The organism is Glutamicibacter protophormiae (assembly GCF_016894325.1).
GTDB lineage: Bacteria > Actinomycetota > Actinomycetes > Actinomycetales > Micrococcaceae > Glutamicibacter > Glutamicibacter protophormiae.
Genome location: NZ_CP069806.1, coordinates 3,025,701 through 3,044,174 on the forward strand (window position 1 = coordinate 3,025,701; position 18,474 = coordinate 3,044,174).

The 18,474-nt window shown below is 61.5% G+C and carries 17 protein-coding genes and 1 riboswitch; of the genes, 5 read left to right on the top strand and 12 right to left on the bottom strand.

Annotated elements, in window-relative coordinates; genetic code table 11:
- Positions 1-21: 21 nt before the first annotated feature.
- From JQN66_RS14170 to JQN66_RS14210, 9 genes are all read right to left on the bottom strand, one after another.
- Complete coding sequence (locus JQN66_RS14170; RefSeq protein WP_239464026.1) at positions 22-720, bottom strand: potassium channel family protein; 699 nt, start codon at positions 718-720, stop codon at positions 22-24.
- A complete protein-coding gene (locus tag JQN66_RS14175) occupies positions 713-2,083 on the bottom strand; it encodes a TrkH family potassium uptake protein (protein WP_204675600.1) in 1,371 nt (456 codons plus the stop codon). The genes JQN66_RS14170 and JQN66_RS14175 overlap by 8 nt, the downstream gene beginning before the upstream one ends.
- Before the next feature lie 282 nt (positions 2,084-2,365).
- A complete protein-coding gene (locus JQN66_RS14180) occupies positions 2,366-2,587 on the bottom strand; it encodes a hypothetical protein (RefSeq protein ID WP_204675601.1) in 222 nt (73 codons plus the stop codon).
- Between the two features lie 218 nt (positions 2,588-2,805).
- Positions 2,806-3,294 carry an Lrp/AsnC family transcriptional regulator gene (locus tag JQN66_RS14185; protein ID WP_204675602.1) on the bottom strand — a complete coding sequence of 163 codons (489 nt, stop codon included), beginning with the start codon at positions 3,292-3,294 and terminating at the stop codon, positions 2,806-2,808.
- Positions 3,295-3,361: 67 nt separating this feature from the next.
- Positions 3,362-3,862, bottom strand: a complete 501-nt coding sequence (locus JQN66_RS14190; protein WP_188947326.1) for a DedA family protein — start codon at positions 3,860-3,862, stop codon at positions 3,362-3,364.
- Positions 3,863-3,864: 2 nt separating this feature from the next.
- The gene (locus tag JQN66_RS14195) at positions 3,865-5,121 is read right to left on the bottom strand and encodes an MFS transporter (RefSeq protein ID WP_204675603.1); all 1,257 of its coding nucleotides are present in this window, start codon (positions 5,119-5,121) and stop codon (positions 3,865-3,867) included.
- A complete protein-coding gene (locus JQN66_RS14200; RefSeq protein ID WP_204675604.1) occupies positions 5,118-6,260 on the bottom strand; it encodes an NAD(P)/FAD-dependent oxidoreductase in 1,143 nt (380 codons plus the stop codon). The genes JQN66_RS14195 and JQN66_RS14200 overlap by 4 nt, the downstream gene beginning before the upstream one ends.
- A complete protein-coding gene (locus JQN66_RS14205) occupies positions 6,261-6,578 on the bottom strand; it encodes a bifunctional 3-phenylpropionate/cinnamic acid dioxygenase ferredoxin subunit (protein WP_188947323.1) in 318 nt (105 codons plus the stop codon).
- Between the two features lie 97 nt (positions 6,579-6,675).
- A complete protein-coding gene (locus JQN66_RS14210; RefSeq protein ID WP_204675605.1) occupies positions 6,676-7,587 on the bottom strand; it encodes an N-acetylglucosamine kinase in 912 nt (303 codons plus the stop codon).
- A gap of 258 nt (positions 7,588-7,845) precedes the next feature.
- Between JQN66_RS14210 and JQN66_RS14215 the strand changes: the two genes are divergently transcribed.
- Positions 7,846-8,289: a MarR family winged helix-turn-helix transcriptional regulator gene (locus JQN66_RS14215; protein ID WP_204675606.1), complete on the top strand. Its 444-nt coding sequence runs from the start codon at positions 7,846-7,848 to the stop codon at positions 8,287-8,289.
- Between the two features lie 90 nt (positions 8,290-8,379).
- Here JQN66_RS14215 and JQN66_RS14220 read toward each other — a convergent pair whose 3' ends face one another.
- Entirely contained in the window at positions 8,380-11,604 is a 3,225-nt protein-coding gene (locus tag JQN66_RS14220; protein ID WP_204675607.1) for a DEAD/DEAH box helicase, read from the bottom strand.
- A gap of 149 nt (positions 11,605-11,753) precedes the next feature.
- Positions 11,754-11,875: riboswitch (SAM riboswitch) on the top strand.
- Positions 11,876-11,906: 31 nt separating this feature from the next.
- Here JQN66_RS14220 and JQN66_RS14225 point away from each other — a divergent pair.
- The 3 genes from JQN66_RS14225 (at position 11,907) to JQN66_RS14235 (ending at position 14,871) form a co-directional block, all read left to right on the top strand.
- Positions 11,907-12,458: an OsmC family protein gene (locus JQN66_RS14225; RefSeq protein WP_204675608.1), complete on the top strand. Its 552-nt coding sequence runs from the start codon at positions 11,907-11,909 to the stop codon at positions 12,456-12,458.
- 117 nt (positions 12,459-12,575) lie between these two features.
- On the top strand, positions 12,576-13,730 hold the full coding sequence (locus JQN66_RS14230) for a cytochrome P450 (RefSeq protein ID WP_204675609.1): 1,155 nt from the start codon (positions 12,576-12,578) through the stop codon (positions 13,728-13,730).
- A 76-nt stretch (positions 13,731-13,806) separates the two neighbouring features.
- Complete coding sequence (locus tag JQN66_RS14235) at positions 13,807-14,871, top strand: hypothetical protein (protein WP_204675610.1); 1,065 nt, start codon at positions 13,807-13,809, stop codon at positions 14,869-14,871.
- Between the two features lie 274 nt (positions 14,872-15,145).
- On the opposite strand, the gene JQN66_RS14240 is transcribed toward JQN66_RS14235, so the two are convergent.
- Positions 15,146-15,853: a FadR/GntR family transcriptional regulator gene (locus tag JQN66_RS14240; RefSeq protein WP_204675611.1), complete on the bottom strand. Its 708-nt coding sequence runs from the start codon at positions 15,851-15,853 to the stop codon at positions 15,146-15,148.
- A 28-nt stretch (positions 15,854-15,881) separates the two neighbouring features.
- Positions 15,882-17,558, bottom strand: a complete 1,677-nt coding sequence (locus tag JQN66_RS14245; protein WP_204675612.1) for an L-lactate permease — start codon at positions 17,556-17,558, stop codon at positions 15,882-15,884.
- A 146-nt stretch (positions 17,559-17,704) separates the two neighbouring features.
- Between JQN66_RS14245 and JQN66_RS14250 the strand changes: the two genes are divergently transcribed.
- Positions 17,705-18,469, top strand: coding sequence for a (Fe-S)-binding protein (locus tag JQN66_RS14250; RefSeq protein ID WP_204675613.1), 765 nt, complete (start codon positions 17,705-17,707; stop codon positions 18,467-18,469).
- The last annotated feature ends 5 nt before the right edge of the window (positions 18,470-18,474 follow it).

Consider the following 18,474-nt stretch of genomic DNA (forward strand, 5'->3'; position numbering starts at 1 on the left):
ACACGGCTGCAGGGAACCCGATCAGTCCGGCAGCTGGCCGAAGGTCTCGGTATCAGCGATCGGGCCGAGCACCAGGATTCGGTCTCCGGCCTTGAGCACCGTCTGGGCATCGGCGTGCTGCCACCGGCCCTCGTCGTTGGTCCGGGCCGCCACCGTCACGCCGTAGTGCTTACGCAAGTTGCTGTCACCGAGCTTCAGCCCCTGCAGCACCTTTGGAGTCGTCATTTTCACCATGGCGAATCCACGATCGATCTCCAGGTAGTCCATCATCGATCCGCGCACCAGGTGGGCCACCCTGCGGCCCATGTCCTTTTCCGGGTAGATGATGTGATGGACGCCGAGCTGCTCAAGGATCAAGCCGTGCTGGTCATCCAGCGCCTTCGCCCACACATGGGGAATCCCCATGCTCAACAACTTGGAACAGGTCAGGATCGATGCCTGGAGATGGTTTCCGATGGCTACCACCACGCGGTCGAATTCGTTGAGCAAAAGCTGTTCAAGCGCCTCGCGCTTGGTTGCGTCCGCCCTGACCACCTGGGTGAGTTCGCCGTTGAGGGACTGGACGATGTCTTCATCCAGGTCGATTCCCAGCACGCTGGTGCCCGAGCTCATCAGCTCAAGTGCCAGCGAGGCTCCGAAACGGCCCAGGCCGATCACCGCCACGGAGTTGGCATGGGCGATTTTCTTGGCCGCACCGCGGCCGCCGGAGAAGTTAACCAATTGCTGGCCTTTCCTTTGGAAGTTCGAATACTGCTTTCTTGTCGCGCAGTGCGAGCGCTGACCCCAGCGAGAGGACTCCGACGCGTCCCAGATACATCAGTGCAATCAGCACCGCTTCGCCTGTCGCGGGCAGCTTGGGTGTAATGCCGGTCGAAAGTCCCACCGTTGCGAAGGCCGATGTCGCTTCGAACAGGCATTCGTCGAGGCTGAATTCCGTGATCACCAGCAGTGCCATGGTCCCCGTGAATACCGCAGCCACAGCGACCAGCGCCACCGTAATCGCCTGGCGATGCACCGAACGAGACAGCCGCTTGCCGAAGATGTTCACGGCGGCTTCCCCGCGCAATTCGGTGAGGATGATGAAGAACAGGACGGCGAAGGTCGTGATCTTGATACCGCCGCCGGTGCCCGCCGGGCCTGCACCGATAAACATGAGCAAGTCCATGCCCAACCAGGTGGTCGAATGCATATCCCCGATATTGATGGAGTTGAACCCCGCGGTTCGCGTCTGCACGGATTGGAAGAAGCCGGCCAAGAGCTTATCCTGCATCGCCATGGGTCCCAAGGTGTCCGGGTTCCTCCACTCCATCGCGGTGATGAACACGGTGCCGAGCAACAGCAGCGCGACCGTGCCCGCCAGCACGATCTTCGTGTTCATGGACCATTTAAGCCGATTCCTCGCGTATCGGCGGATCTGCAGGATCACAGGGAATCCCAGCCCGCCAAGGATGATCGCTGCGGCAAGGGGAAGACAGATCCACGGATCGGCGGCAAACCCCATCAAGTTGTCGGAAAAGAGTGCGAAACCCGCATTATTCAAAGCCGAGATAGCATGGAATCCGCCGTAGGCCAGGCCTTGCCCGAGCGAATAGCCGTATCCGAAAATGAACCGCGCAGCCAGCAGCAGCGCAATGGCACCCTCGATCACGAAGGTCACCTTCACGATGGACAGGGCCGCATTCTTTACGTTCGGGCCCTCGACCGCCTTGGCTTCAGTTTGTGCGGTGATCTTGGCGCGAAGACTGAGTTTTCCCAGAATGCTCAGCGAGATCAGGGAGGCGATGAGCATGATGCCCAGACCCCCGGCCTGGATCAGCGCGATGATGACGATCTTCCCGAAAACGCTGAAGTGCGTCGCGGTATCCAGCACTGCGAGGCCGGTGACGCACACTGCGGAGGTTGCGGTGAATACCGCATCAATAAATGGAGTCCATTGGCCTGTGGCGGAGGAAAGCGGGGAAGCGAGAAGCAGTCCGCCAGCCAGGATGGTGATGGCGAATCCGGTAGCCACCATGCGGGCTGGCCGCGCCACCACGGTTGATCCGGAAACATGAAAACGATGTTTCCGCTGGATTTTGCTCATAGAATCCAAATTCGTAGCGCCTGCCGTCTACATGGTGTAGAACAGCCTTACGAATGGAAAACAGTACTCCTGCTTCACCTGCTTGCCAAGGGGGGGCAATTTTTCGCGCTGCTGTTCCCCGTTGCCGAGCGGTTGACCAGCAGAGATACGGCCGGGACGACCCCGGTGCACGCGCATTCCCCGTTCCCGGCGCCCCTCGGACACATTCGTTTCGCCAGGGCACGAGTAAAGCGGAGGCAGGTTTCTGCCTCCGCTTTTCAGTCGGTGTGTATTCCGCAGCTACTATGCGGTCTTGATGTTCCGCTGCTTGCGGGCACGCTTGGCTGCACGGATCTGCAACGTCAGTTCATTGTTGGTCATGTCATCCGGTGATGTGATGCCATAGTGATGAGCCTGCTTGAGCAGACCCTGGCGAATCTCCGTGTGATGGTTGCGATTGTATTTGCGCACCATGACGACTGTAACGACTGCCAGCACCACCAGGGTGACCAGGGCAGTGAGCATTGTGGCTTCCATGTTCATTGTCTTCTCGACCCCCTTATCTTCAAGCCGAGGATTCCTCACCCGGCTACGTCAGCATTGAGCTGTGTTCGCTTCGAACTTGCCGAACGTTTCTTCCTCTTGTAGAGAAGAACAACAACTTTAGCAGATTTATTCGAATAAATGAATTGGGGTATCGATTCGGCGCGTATTTAACGCCCTGTTCCGCCGCCGCGAAGCCGCTAGAACTCGCCGGTTCCGTGGCTGTGTTCGAAGACGAGTGATGTCTGCGTGGTTGCCACAGCAGGGTTGGCCGACAGGTTGTCCAGCACGAACTGGCGCACGTCCGAGGAATTGCGCACGGCTACATGCAGCACGAAGTCGTCGGCGCCGCCCAGGAAAAAGAGCTGGCGCACCCCGGGCTTGTCCCGCATCTGCGTAGCGAAATTCGCCATCAGGTGGCGGGCGCCGGGACGGATGCGCACGAAGATCAAGGCTTCCAGTTCCCTGCCGAGCACCTGCGGATCCACTTCGATGGTGAACCGCGAGATCACCCCGGAGTCGCGCAAGGCGTTAAGCCGGGCCAGGCAGGTCGATGCCGCGATGCCCAGTTCTTCGGCCAATGAGTTGTTGGTCCGGCGGGAGTTCTTGGATAGCAGCTCCAGCAGCTTGCGGTCCAGATCATCGAGCTGCGCCGTGGGGCTGCCCGAAGCGTTGGTTCCATTGAGCATCGATTGCACACCTGCTTTCAACGATTCGTGGTGCTTCTATTGGTCTTGCGGAGGACAAGTGCCGGGACTAGTGCGGCGGGATGTCCTGAGGGGAGTCGTGCGCGGTGCGGCGTTTGCGCATCCGGATGATCACTGCTGCCGCCATCGCGATCACCAGCGCCCCGCCGACGAGCCACGGCCAGTCCAGCGCCAGCCATGCGTAGAACACCGCCATGCCGATGGTGGTGTAGAGCAGCGCCCAGGCGATGGCTCCCACCGCGACGGCCGGCAGGTAGCGGCGCACCGGCATGCGGCTGACGCCGGCCGAGGCATTGACCGCTGACTGGATGCCCACCGTCAGGAAGCTCAGCGGAACCGCCAGCATGCCCCAGCGGGCGATGAATCGCTGCGCGCGCAGGTAGACCGGGCCATGAAGGTGGCGTTCAAACCTCGTATGTTCCACGCCCTTGGCGATACCTCGCCCCATCCAATACGTGGCGTTGCCGCGGGCGAACGCCAAGCAGAAGAAGAACACGAAGGTGATGGCATACGGTGCGCCGTCCATGAGCCACGCGATGGTTTCGGACATGGTTACGGAACGCTCTTGATCCGGCGGACCAGCGCGGCTCCGACCAGGCTGATCACGGCAGAAATGAGGAACAGCGTCGGGTAGCCGCCGAACCAGGTCACCGACAGCCAGGCCACCAGCGGCGCTACCACCTGCGGCAGCGAATTGGCGATGTTGATCATGCCTAGGTCCTTGCCCCGCGAATCGGCGTTGGGCAGCACCTGGGTCAGCAGGGCGAAGTCCACCGCCAGATACGCGCCGAACCCTATGCCCAGCAGCACCGCAGCGATAATCGCTGTGGTGAAGCTCGAAGCAATGGCGAGCACTCCGGCCGCCGCTGCCACGATGACCGAGGAGGTAATCACGAATTTCTTGCGCTTTCCGTCGCGGTCGGAAAGCTTTCCGGAGATCACCGAAGAGAAGATCACGCAGAATGCATAGATCGCCGTCAGCACCAGCACGCCTTGGGCGGGATCCGGATGCCCCAGTTCGTCCTGCAGGAAGAACAAGAGGTACACCAGGCACAGCTGGCAGCCCAGGTACAGCATGAAGCGGGTCAGCCAGGCCCATCCGAAGTCCTTGTGCTTGACCGGGTTGATCCAGAAGCTCTTGAGGAATTCACCGGCCTTCAGCGCCGGCAACGCTCCCTTGGGCAGCGGAACGTCCTGGCGCATCATGACGTACGGGATGGAGCACAGCGCCACGGCCACCGCGACGATGGCGTACCCGAAGACGAGGTCCTGGGCGGCATACATGCCAATGACCGCGCCGATCAGGGATCCGCAGGTCTGGCCCAGGGCCACCAGGCCGCCCACCATGCCGCGCTGCTCCACCGGAACCTTGTCCGGGATGGCGGCGAAGATCGCGGCCAGCGCTGCATTGCCCGCCGCCTGCATCAGCGCCCAGCCGAGCACCAGCAGGCTCACGGTCTGCGCGGTGGACATCAGCAGCAGCGCCAGCGCTCCGGCGATGGTGCCGAAGAAGACCCACGGGATGCGTCGGCCGAACCGCGAGGTGCTGCGGTCGCTCAGGGCGCCGAACAGCGGGTTGGCCACCAGGGAGACGGCCGCGCCCACGCCGGTGACCAGCGAGAGGATCGCGTTCTTCTGGCTGGCGTCCAATTGCTGGGCATGCAGGCCCAGCAGCACCTGGATGGGTGCGAAGAAGCCGGCGTTGATGCCGATGTGCACGATTACCAGGGCGGTGATCCACCCGGCGCCTACGCGCCGGGTGGGAACCTGCAGTGCTGCGGGGATGCTCCCGGGTGCTCCAGCGCTCATGGGGCGGGTCGTCCTAACTCGCGGGGACCGATCTGCGGGTCCTCTAGCTGTTCAATGCCGGGGGTGATACCGCGGGCCATCAGCTTCCGCACCGCCTTGGACATCAGTCCCCCGTCGATCATGGAAGCAGCAACCAGCGCGCCGGACTCGTCCAGCCCGAACACCGTCTGGATCTTGCCGCGGCGGTTGTGCCGCTTCACGACGCTGGCGACCTTGGAGAAATCGCCCACGGTTTCCACGTGGGTGTCGTGGCGGTCGGACCAGAACCACGGGATCGAACGCGCAGGCGCCGGGGTGCCGAGGATGGTGGAGGCGGCGATGGCCGCGTCGTCCATGGCGGCTTCCCAGTGCACCGCACGGGCCTGCCCTGCTTCGCGGGCGGCGTCGCCCACGGCCAGTACCTGGCGGTGGCTTGTCGACCGCTGGCCGGCGTCGACCAGGATTCCGTTCTCCACGTCCAGGCCGGAGCGTTCGGCGAGCGCGGTATTCGGCTCGACGCCGATGGCCGCGACGATGAGGTCCGCTTCGTGGCGTGTCCCGGAGACGATCGCGTAGCCGGGGCCCAGTTCGGTGACCGCGCCGGTGATCGTGGTGATGCCGTGGGTGCGGTGCTCCGCATGCAGCTGCTCGGCCAGGTCTTCTCCCAGTACGTGGGCCAATGGGGCGTTGGAACTGGACACCAGGGTGACCTGGGCGCCGAGCATCCGGGCGGTGGAGGCGAATTCGGCGCCGACCAGGCCGGCCCCGATGATCAGCACGCGCTGGCCGAACATCCCGTCGTCCAGGGTGCGAGCCAGGTGCCGGGCGTCGGCCGCGGTGTGCAGGCTGCGCGCGAATTCGGCGCCGGGGATATCCAGGGTGCGCGGGATGGTGCCGGTGGCAAGGACCACCCAGTCGTCGTCGGCGGTCGGCAGCGGCAGCTGGGTGATCTCCTCCTGGACCAGGTTGATGCGGTGCTCGCGGTACCAGGAGACCGGTGCGAAGGGTTCGACCTGCAGGGACTTGCTCAGCGGCGGGCGGTCGTAGGGCAGGCCCTGGGCGTCGCTGATGCTGATGCTCCCGGCGTAGTTCCGGCTGACCAGCTCGCGGGCCAGGGTGTAGCCGGCGACCCCTGCCCCGATGATGTGGACGGAGGACATCTAGATGTCGAGTTCCAGGTTGCCGTCCACCACGCTAACCTTGTAGGTGCGGGCGTCCTTGGTGGCTGGCATGCACAGCACCTTGCCGGTGCGCAGATCGAAGCTGGAGGAGTGCAGCGGGCACTCGACTTCGCAGCCGTCGATCCAGCCTTCGGACAACGATGCCACCTCGTGGGTGCATTCGTCCTGCAGCGCATAGAAGTTACCGTCTTCGGCGTGGAACACCGCGATGTCCTCGACGGCTCCACTGTCTTTTGCCTCTACCAGCAATGCTTCGCCTTCTGGCAACTGGTCTGCTGGACCGACACGGTAACTCACGGTGACTCCTTTGGTGCGCAAATAGTTCTAAACCTATCTTGTCACTCCATGAGGCGATGCACATATTAGTAGGGTCACCCCGTGCCGGCTGAGTGGCTCAGATGGAAGAGATCATGGCCCTCAGCGGGTGGTTTTCCGGCAGTTCGGCCATCATGGCGATGCCGTCCAGCCCCTCGCCGGCAGGTTCGGCCAGCTGCGCGCCGGGGACCTGCAACGCCAGCTCGGCGATGAAGGCCGCGCGGACCTGCGCGCCGGCAAACACACCGCCAAGACAGGCCACGGCGGGTTGCGAGGCCTCCTGTCCGGTTCGGCGCAATGCGGTGGCCGCCGAATGGGCCAGTTCCCTGCCCGCGAGCTCGCAGATCCTGGCTGCGACGGGATCGTCCACTGCGCGCAGGGAAACCTCCTTGCCGAAGGAGGCCACCACCGCAATCCGGTTCGGGTCGGCCTGGAGCTGGATGTAGGCTTCTTCGAGATCCGGCCAGCGGTCCCTGACGGCGATGCCCAGGGCCGTCTGCGGTCCGCGGCCGTCGCGGGCGCGCATCACCGCGGACAGCGCCTGCTGCCCCATCCAGTAGGCGCTGCCGGCATCCCCCATGATGTTGCCCCAGCCGTCCACGCGGGCTGTGGTGCGGGCTCCTACGGCGAGGGTGACTACGCCGGTACCCGCGGCAACCACTGCCCCTGGCCGGTCACCCAATGCCCCGAGGTAACTTGACACCGAGTCATGAGCCAGATTGAGACCCGATGCCATTCCTGGTTCCAGCATCGCCATGAGCTCCCCGGCGTCCAGCTCGGCCTTGGTCAGACCGGTGGTGCCGACGGAAACGACGTCGAACCCGGCCGCGCTGATATTTGCCGCGTGCCCGATGGCGGCCGCCAGCTGGGGCAGAACCGGCAGATGCGTCTGGACACCGGGCAAGCGCAATTCCGAGACGTCACTCTGGCGGATAATCCGTAGCTTTGTTTCGGTTTGTCCGCCGTCGATAACCAGTTGCGTGTGGAACATTTTTCTTCGAACTCCCTGTCGTCTTTCATAGGCTATGCCCACCTAGCAGGACGAGTCTTCGAAACATGCCGCCGCAATCCCGCATGGTTTTCCCGCACAACCAAGGTCACCGTACTCAATGGTTCTGAGCGAAAACCGGCAAAAGGTGAATGATCCAGATCCGCCAAATGCAATTCATGATTGATGCACAATTAATTCCTTTGACCAAATTGCGCCCAATCACGCCATGGCACCGTCAAAAATCTTAGAATAGAAAGCATGCAAGAAGAACAGTTGATGCAAAAGGTGGAAGACGAATTCACCGCCCTGTTGTTTCGTGCGCGCCAGATGCTGGTTCGCCGCGCCAAAATCATCCATCCTGAACTGCAGGATCAGGGATATCGACTTCTTGCAGTCGTAATCCGCGAAGACGCCCAGCAACAGGGTGTGCTCGCCGAAAAACTTCGCCTCGACAAGGCGACTGTGTCACGGTTGGTTCAGCATCTGCAATCCATCGGGCTGGTCTCCCGCGCGCCAGATCCGCAGGACGGTCGGGCCCAGCTGGTTTCCGCCACCGATGAGGCCCGCGAGAAATGGCGTTCCAGCGGCGACATGCTGCGCCAGCAATTGCGCAACCACCTCAGCGACTGGGACCACGACGACCTGGAAGCCTTCGGCCATCTCATGCACCGGCTCAACTCGACCTTCGACGACATCGTGTAGGTCTTTCATACCTTGAATATGCAGGAGGCGGATTTCTGATCAAATTTTTTGTTCAGAAATCCGCCTTTCGCTGTGCAGCAGGAAACCGGTCTACTGCATCAAGGCCAGGAAGTCATCCGCGCTCAGTACCGAGGACTGCGCCGCATCCGACTGCTCACCCAGCACGTCGTTGAACAGCTGGGTCTTCTTGGCTTGCAAAGCCAGCACCTTTGATTCGATGGTGTCCTTGGCAACCAGTCGGTAGACGTACACCGGCTTGGTCTGGCCGATGCGGTGCGCGCGGTCGATAGCCTGTGCTTCGGCCGCCGGATTCCACCAGGGATCAAGCAAGATGCAGTAGTCGGCGGTGGTCAAGTTGATGCCGAAGCCGCCGGACTTTAGCGAAATGAAGAAGACCGGGAATTGCCCGTCGGTGAACCCGTCAATCATGTCCTTGCGCTTGGGACCGCTGGTCGCGCCGTCCAGGTAGCCGTGGTCGATTCCGAGTTCCACCGCAATGTCCCTCGCCTTGCCCAGGAAGCTGGTGAACTGGCTGAAGACCAAGATCTTGTGCCCCTCGGCTACTGCGTCTGCCATCAGCTCGCGCAGCATCTCCAACTTGGCGCTGGGCGCAGTTCCCTCATCAACCAGCGAAGGATCCAGCGCCAGCTGCCGGAGCAGGGTCAATGACTGCAGGATCTTGAATCGGTTGGAATCCACGTCATCCACCAGTCCCAGGACTTCCTGGCGCACTCGCTGGAAGCGGCGGTCATAGGCCTTGCGGTGCGCGGGTTCCAGCTCGACTTCCAGGACCTGCTCGGTCTTGGCTGGAAGTTCCGGGACCACCTGCTCCTTGGTACGGCGCAAGACGAACGGACGAAGCCGCTTCTTCAGCCGTTGAAGGCGTTCCGAATCACCGTCGGCAATCTGTTTCTGGTAGTTGTCCTTGAATGCCTTCTGGCCACCGAGCAGACCGGGTGCAGCCAGCGAGACCAGTGCCCACAACTCCATCAGGTTGTTTTCCATCGGGGTACCGGTCACCACCAGCTTGCATGGAACCGAGAGCTGGCGCGCCTGCTTATATCCCTTGGAGGTATGGTTCTTCAGCTGCTGTGCCTCGTCGAGAATCAGCACCGAGAACCCGGCTTCCTCGAATTCTTCGAATGACAGCCGGAAGATGGCGTAGCTGGTAACGACCAGCTGGGCATCGCCGATCTGCTCCAAGATGCTCAGCCCCGTCTTCTTTGCGGTCGAGGTAATGGACTGCACCCGCATCTGCGGGGTGAACCGCGTGGCTTCGTTGACCCAGTTTCCGACGACCGAGGTCGGAGCGATCACCAGGAACTTCTGCTCGGGATCCTCCGTGCGAGCCTGTTCCAGTCCGGCCAGCAGCTGCACGGTTTTGCCCAGGCCCATGTCATCCGCCAAGACCCCACCCAACGAATGCGTACGCAGGAAGTTCAGCCAGGCGGCACCCTGTTCCTGGTAGGGACGCAGCTGAGCCGTGAATGAATCGGTGAGGTTGATCTTCTCAAGCTGGTCCCCGTTAGTCAGTTCCGACATGGTCTGGAGCCATCGGTTTTCCTGGGCTTCGATAATGCCCAGATCCACCAGTTCCTGCCACCAGTCGATGCTCAACCGGTGAATTCGAATGCTGTTGCCGGAGACGGTGCCCAGTTCACCGGCTTCTTGCACGAGCTGACGCAGTTGGTGGAATTCCTGTCCATCGATGGGAATCACCGTCATGTCTTCGAGGACCAGGTATTCGTCGCCCATGGTCAGCGCAGAAAGCAACTCAGCGAAAGGCACCTTCAGTCCGTTGATGGACACCTCAACCGACAGGTCGAACCAGTCCCCGGCACTTTCCCCCGCTTCGATGCTTACCGTGGCAGGTTCAGAATTCAGGGTGTAGTTCGGCAGGCTTTCGTTGCCGCGAATCTGGATGTCCGGATGTTCTTCCAGCAGCGGGAGAAGGTACATCACGAACTCGATAGCCTGGTCCTTGGTGAGCTCCTGTGCAGGGAACACGCCATTTTTGGTGGCCTTACCCAGCGGCTCGTCGCCTCCGAGCTTGTCCTGAACCGAGTTAATGATTTCCCGTTCAACCGATTTTTGACGCGGTGACTTGGGCGGATAGTTCCACGTGAAACGCAGAGCCAGACCGGATTCGGTTTGTTCCAGCTGAACCTGGAGGACCGGTCGCGCCGGTTGTGGCACCTCGTAACTGTCATCCTGGCTGCGCACCGGCGCTACCTGCCGGAGGGAATTCAGGAATCGGGCTTCGAAGTCTTGGATGTCTTCGGCCGGAACCACCATGGCACCGGAGCTGATGAGATCCTTAAGCTCTTGGCCGACGGCTTCATCCAGCGGGGCAATGGAAAGATCCTTGGTTTTGTCCAGGGGTTTATCGGCGTAGGCCACCAGCGTTGGAGGGTTTCCCAACGCCAGGACATGCTCGGTTTCGCCGTTCGGCCCACGGATGATGCCCTCAACTGTCAAGCCGCTCTCGCTGCGCCGCAGGTCCAGGAAAGCGGACCCGGCCAGATCGGTTAGGGCCACGTCGGCGCGGTTGCTGGCATTCCCGTTGACAAGGTGGATCCCGGATTCCCTGATCCGTTCGAAGGCTTCACGCAGATCCTTGCCGGGAAGGTTATTCAGGGTGATCCAGTCGGTGGCATCCCAAACATGTCCGTACAGGTCGTGTTGTGCGCGCTCGTTGAGCATGACCAGTTCGTTGGCCGCGCGGCGCTGTTCCTTGGCGAAGCGGTCGTCGAAAGGCAGTTTGCGCCATGACACCCCGGTCTGCACCCACGGGCTGCGCGCTCCCCTGCGTGCGGGACGTGCATTGAGATGCACGCTTGGCCTGCCAAAACGGGTGGCCGCAACGACCTTCAGGATGAGGCCCAAGGGCTCTTCTTCAAGCTCGTCTTCGAACTCACTGCTCTCAGGAACGTGTGGGAGCAGCCGTTTCAGGGTTCGTTCCCACTGCGCGACCTGCGGCATCTTCCAAGTATCTTGTGGCCTTACTGCATCCGTAACTCTGAAGCCCCCACCGTCGATCTGGGTTGCCTCGACGAGCAGAGCGGCGACATGCTCGCAGGAGTACTCCCCTTCGTGGGCATCGCAGCGACTGCTGAAGCTGATATTCGTACCCTGGATCGACAACTGGACCACTACGAACGCATTATTCACCCAGCCGAATACGGCGGACATTCCCGGGGTCTGTTTCCGGTCGTGGATGGATACCTGTCCCTCGTTGGCGATAGCCCAACCTGCGGCGTATTCTTCCTCGGTCACTAGTGTCTGAGCGGCAACGGGTGTTAGCTGGTAATCCATACACGCAACTTCTCGGGTGGGCGGCCGCGCTGAGCCTGCGCGGATTTCAGTCCCAATTCTATCGGTGCGACAGACAGTTTGCCCTGTGACGAAACATGAAGACTGCTATTTACCAACACCGGAGAAACCCGGTAGAAAAGTAACTACTGAATCACGAGTTCCAATCACACAAGCCCTGGCTGGTTGGACGGCAACCCTATTCGCGTCATTGTGCGGGGTGCTCCAGGTGATGATTCGACGGACCTGAAAGACAGGTTCGTAAGCGATGGCGCCCCTTGCGCCAGAAAGGGGATCAATTCCTCATGTCTACCGCAGCTTCCACCATTTCCGTTGCCGAAGACCGCTCCGCCCGCCTGCAGCAGGCTGGCACCGGCTGGGGCGAACGCATCTCCACCGCCCCGGACAGCGCCAAGCTGACCTTCATTGTCCAGGGCGAGGGCTTCGGTTCGGTAGCCAGCAACATCATCTCCGGAAAGCACACCTTCACCGTGGACGAGCCTGCGGCCCTGGGCGGCGACGACCTGGCAGCGAGCCCGGTCGAATATGCACTGGGCGCCCTGATCTCCTGCCAAGTGGTTATCTACCGCCTCTATGCCGAGCAGTTGAATATCCAGGTTGACGACGTGAAGATCGTGGCCAACGGAAATCTGGATGTACGCGGCCTGTTCGGCATCGACAAGTCGATCCGCCCGGGCTTCACCTCGGTAGACCTGGACGTGCAGATCTCCGGCCCGGAATCCGCTGAACGCTACGATGAACTGCGGCAGGCCGTCGATGCCCACTGCCCTGTACTGGACCTGTTCGCCAACCCGGTGCCGGTGAGCACCAAGATCTCTCTGGATTCGAACAACTAGCTGATCAGCATGGCGTTGCCCGCTTCATGGGCGACGCCATGCTGTACACAGAGTCTTGTTTCCGCAGTGTGGCACTCATAGGCTGACTGCGAAGGCTAAGGACCGGATAGAACTGCCATGCCTGCGCAGGAAATTGTCCAGTGGGACCCCAAGGATCCCGAAGCGCTCGCCAACCAGATCGCTGCCTACGACCGGCTTCGCTTGCAATGCCCCGTAGCCCATAGCGATTTCCTAGGCTATTCGATCCTCCGCCATGAGGACGTGCTCACTCTTCTGGGCGACCATGAAAGTTTCAGCGATGCGGTATCTGCCCGTCTGACGGTGCCCAACGGCATGAACCCTCCTCACCACACGATCTCCAGGCAGGTCAATGACCGGTACTTCACCCCAGGGGTCATGGAGAGATTCGAACCGGTGTGTCGCAGCATTGCCGCAGAATTGATTGATGCCTTGCCACGTGCGCAGAAGCTGAACTTCTCCGAGATTTTCGCGGAAATCTATGCGTTGCGGGGGCAAAGTCCTTTTCTCGGCTGGCCTGCTGACTTGGAGGAGCCGCTGCGCCGCTGGACCATCAGGAACCTTGTTGCGACCGGCGAGCAGAACCACACTGCCATGAAGCAGATCGCCATGGAGTTCGACGGCTACATCCGCCAACTGCTGAGCGACCGGCGCCGTGCTGGAGAAAACGCGCCTAGGGATCTAACCACCAGTCTGATGAACGAGCGGGTCCACGACCGCAAGATGACCGATGAGGAACTGGTCAGCCTGCTGCGCAATTGGACAGTAGGCGAACTGAGCACAATTTCGGCCAGTGTCGGCATCCTTGCTAATCTGCTGTCCCAGGCCAGGGAACTGTGGCCGCGGCTTCGCAGCAATCCACGCCTGGTCGATGCCTTTACCGACGAGGTACTACGCTCCCATGCACCGCTAGTTTCCAACCGGCGGGTCACCACCAAGGATGTAGAGATTTCCGGGGTCCGTATTCCTGCCGGCAAACGTGTGAGCATCATGTGGGCCTCGGCCAACCGCGACGAAAGCGTCTTCGGAGATCCCGACGACATCCTCCTCGACCGGGATCCCAGCCTGAACTTGCTCTACGGGGCAGGGATCCACAACTGTCCCGGTGCGCCCCTGGCACGGCTGGAACTGCGGGTATTGATCGAGGAACTGATCCTGCGCGTCGACCGGCTGGTGCCCATCGAGAACGATCCGCCGGTCCGCGCCCACTTCCCCGGCAGCGGATTCAGCAAGCTTCCGCTGATCATCTGGTAGTTGGTCGCCAATTTGTCGGAAGAACCGGATAGATTCTAGTCAACAATTAGCTCATCGCACCGGGGGTCCTGACCTAATGACCGACTACCGCTCCTTCGACCGCGCGCAACTGATTTCCCGCTACGGCCAACTGACGTCACCCGAGCAGGCTTGGGCCTGCATGGATATGACTCGACAGGAACTAATCGACATGATTCGCCAGCATGAGCCATTCGAAGAACAGCTTAGGCCCCATTTCCCGCCCAACGCGCTGCTGAACCGCCAGCGCAATGAAATCGATGCCGAGATGCCCTTCACGCTGGGATCCGAAAAGAAGTTGTACTTCTGCTGGGAGCCTGACGCGATCGGTGCCGCAGCCTACCTCGATGTGTCCAGGATGGATCAACGTGTCTGGAATATCGGGGAAGAAATTTCGGCAGGCACCATGGTACTTACCGTCCTTGCCACGACGCCTCCGTTGATTGTGGCACTGGAAACCGTGAACTCACTAGAAGGGCGAACCTACGATGTCCGCCGCGAGGCAACATTCGCCCAGCCGATTTCGTTGCTGGACCTCGAACAGCTGTGCGATTCCGGGCTGCTTCGATCCTCGCAGGCGCTCAATCCCCAGCTCGCGGAGCGCGTTCTCAAAGCGTTGACCGGGCTCGTTGAAAATCCGCGCCCGTTGTACCTCGATGCGGGAGCCTGCAGGGTCGATAGCGAGTCGGAAGCTACAGCCACGGTGCATGCCTTGGCCCTCGCGCAAAGACATGATTCAGAAACCGACTACTGCGACGGCTGCCAGACCAATGTCAAGGGCAGGAGTACGGTTCACTTCTTCCGCGATCATCATGTCGATCTGCATTGGGACATCCAGGACCATGTCGATGATGCAGCGTTGTTATGCGCCGATTGCCACCGGCTGATGCATGCACCAACGCTCAAGCATCTCCGGGGAATGCGCATTGCCTGCCCGAACTGCGGAGCCCGGAACCCAAAGGAATACTTGTGGGGCATGCCAGCTTTCCCGCCTGATGAAGAGGAATACGTCGTTGGCGGCTGCGTCATTCCGAACCCACCGGTGCCAAGGTATTCCTGCCGCAACTGCGAACTGAGCTTCGGAGAGCATCCCCATTGGGTGTCGGAGCCATTTGCCGACTGATTCCTAGGCTTGCCCAGTGGCGTGTAAGCACAAATTACCGATGGTGCTCGTTGTTGTCACCCGCCGCTGCACTTGATACGAGTAACATCCCAAAAGCAGTTGAAGCACTTCTGGCTCAGGCTGACTGCGTCTTGGAAGGTGGCAAGCTGCCATCGTCTAGCCCCTGCACGGACGGTGCCTGTCGACGTATCGCTTCCAGACTTCGCCAAAATTCAGCGCAAAAAGCCGAGGCCTTCGATCCATTCTTGGACCGAAGGCCTCGGCGTTGGTCTTGCTATCGGGTTTGCGAGTAGAACCAGTTGATGTGCTCCTCGAGCAGCTGGGCCGCGCGCTCGCGCTGGTCCGTGGCGAACGCGTGGTGGATCGCCTTGTGCTGGCGGCGCAGCGTGCGCACGATCGGCTGCCAGGACTCGTCATCCGGGATCGAAGCGGCCACGTAGTCGCTGATCGAGTTGCGCAGCGACTCCATCATGGACTCGACCACCGCATTGCCGGCCGTGGAGGCCAGCAGCACGTGGAACTCCGCGTCGATGCGGTGGAACTCGTCGCGCGAGAGCTGCGGGTCGTCCATGCGCATGATCAGCACCGCGGTGCGGTCCAGAACCTGCTGCGCGTACACGGTATCGCGCGGCTGCATCTGCGCTGCCCAGGTTTCCAGCAGGATTCGCGATTCCACGATCTCACGGACATTGATCCCCTTGGCCGCCACATGCAAGCGCAGTGCCTGGGAGATTCCGGCTGAGGGCTCGGAGATGATCACCGCACCGGAGTTCGGACCCGAACCGGTGGAGGTGCGCACGATCCCCATCACGTCGAGGATGCGGATCGCGTCGCGCACCGAAGCGCGGGAGATTCCGTGTTTTTCAGCCAGGGCCCTCTCGCCGGGGAGCTGGTCTCCCAGCGTGAGGACTCCTGACCGCAGGTCTTTCTCAATTGCGGTGAGAACGACTTGGTATGCACGTGGAGCTGGATTTACTGACATCAAGACCCAATTTTAGCCCGGATTCAGGCTACGGCAGCATCCAGGACAACACCGGGGTGGACTGCAGGTAAACCAGCACGCACAGTACCAGCAGCATGCCCACGGACCACCCGGCGACCTTCTTCAGGATGACCGATTCCTGGCCCTCCATCTTCACCGCGGTGGCGGCGATGGCCAGGTTCTGCGGGGAGATCAGCTTGCCGACCACGCCGCCGGAAGTATTGGCGGCCACCAGCAGGGTCGGATCGATGCCGGCGTTCATGCCGGCGGTCTGCTGCAGCTTGGCGAACAGCGCGTTGGCCGAGGTGTCCGAACCGGTCACCGCGGTGCCGATCCAGCCCAGGATCGGCGACAGGAAGGCGAAGAACGCGCCGGTGCCGGCAAGCCAGGTGCCCACGGTGATGGTCTGGCCGGACAGGTTCATCACGTAGGCCAAGCCCAGCACCGACAGGATGGTCAGTGCGGCGTAGCGCATGTTGAAGACGGTGTGCCAGACCTCGGCCATGCCGCGGCCGAAGGTCATCTTGTACTTGCCGCCGCCGTCGTTCATCGAGTAGACCAGCGCCACGATGGTGCCGGTGATCAGCAGCAGGGTGCCCGGGGAGGACAGCCAGGAGAAGTTGTAGATGGTGGAGGACACTGCCTCGCCGTTGGCGTCAACCACAGCGCCGTGCAGTCCCGGCCAGCCGAACTTGATGTCGGTGCCGGAAAGCCATGCGGGAATGTCCACACCCAGCTTCCAGAGCTTGGCCACGCCGAAGATCAGGATGACCAGCAGGTAGGGGAACAGCGCCATCCAGGTGTTGGAAGGGTTCAGCTTCTTGCCGTGCTCGATCGGCAGCGCGGCGGCCTCGGCGGTCAGGATGCGGCCGCGGGCCTCGTCGGCGCCCTTCGGGGTCCAGAAGCGAAGCAGGATCACAGCGGCGGCCAGGCCGACCAGCGAGGCGACGATGTCGGTCAGCTCGTAGGAGAAGTAGGTGGCGCACAGCCACTGGGCCACGGCGAAGGAGAAGCCGATGAACAAGGTGGCCGGCAGGGTCTGGCGCATGCCGCGCCAGCCGTCGATAACCAGGACCAGGATGGATGGCACAAAGAGCGCCAGGATTGGCGACTGGTGGCCCACCACGGCGCCGATCTCAGCCGACGGGATGCCGGTCAGCGCACCGGCGGTGGTGATCGGGATGGCCACGGCGCCGAAGGCGACCGGGGCGGTGTTGGCGATCAGCACGGCGCAGGCGGCGCGCAGCGGGGACAGGCCCAGGGCCAGCAGCATGGTCGCGGTGATGGCCACCGGCGCGCCGAAACCGGCCAGCGCTTCGAGCAGTCCGCCGAAGCAGAAGGCGATCAGCACGGCCTGGATGCGGACATCGCCGCCGCCGATCACGTCGAAGACGCGGCGCAGGTCCTCGAAGCGGCCGGAGACCACGGTGACCTGGTAGAGGAAGATCGCCATGACGACGATCCAGACAATTGGGAAGGCGCCGAACACCATGCCCATGACGCCTGAATTCAGCGCCATGCCCACCGGCATGTTCCAGCCGAAGATGGCGACGAGGATCGCAACTGCCAAGGAGCCGAGACCGGCCACGTGGGCCTTGGTCTTAATGACGGCAAGGAGGATGAAAAAGGTGAGCAGCGGAACGAGCGCGACCAGCGCAGAGATGGCAACACTGCCAGCTATGGGGTCCGTTGTTGGGGTAAACACGGTGTGGGCGTCCTTACTTGTGATGGTCTGACCATACGTGGTCCGACCACTAAGTGTACGAGGTGAGAGCCATCACAACAAGTCTTGACTATCGAGAAGGTTCGCGCATAGTATGGTCAGACCACACTTCGAAAGAGTTATTTAGTATGCGGATCGCTCTCTTTGCCACATGCATCGTCGATGCCATGTACCCCGAAACAGCCAAGTCCACAGTGAAAATTCTGGAACGCTTGGGCCATGAGGTCATTTTCCCCAAGGCCCAGGCCTGCTGTGGGCAAATGCACATGAACTCCGGATACATGCCCGAAGCCCTGCCTGTGGTTGAAAACCATATCAACGCCTTCGACACGGACGACTACGACGTTGCAGTCGCGCCGTCGGGCTCCTGCGTCGCTTCGGTCAAGCACCAGCACCCCTACCTCGCCGAGCGCTTGGGCAAGCCGGAGCTGAAGGAACGCGCGGTGGCAGTGGGCAAGCGCACCTACGAGTTGTCGCAGCTGCTGGTCGATGTCCTGGGCATCACCGATGCCGCGAAGCAACTGGGCAGCTACTTCCCCGAGACCATCACCTACCACCCGTCCTGCCACGGCATGCGCTCGCTGCAGCTTGGCGACCGCCAGCTCAACCTGCTCAAGACCGTCGGCGGCATCACCGTGAACGAGCTGCCGGAAGCCGACCAGTGCTGCGGCTTCGGCGGCACCTTCTCTATCAAGAACGCGGACGTTTCCTCAGCCATGCTGGAGGACAAGGTGAAGAACATTTGCTCCACCGGCGCTTCGGCCTGCTCGGGCGGCGACGCTTCCTGCCTGATGCATATCGGCGGCGGCCTGTCCCGCACCGGTGCCAAGCCCAAGACCCTGCACCTGGCCGACATCCTGGCCAGCACCATGGAAGAGACGGTGAAACTGTGAGCCAG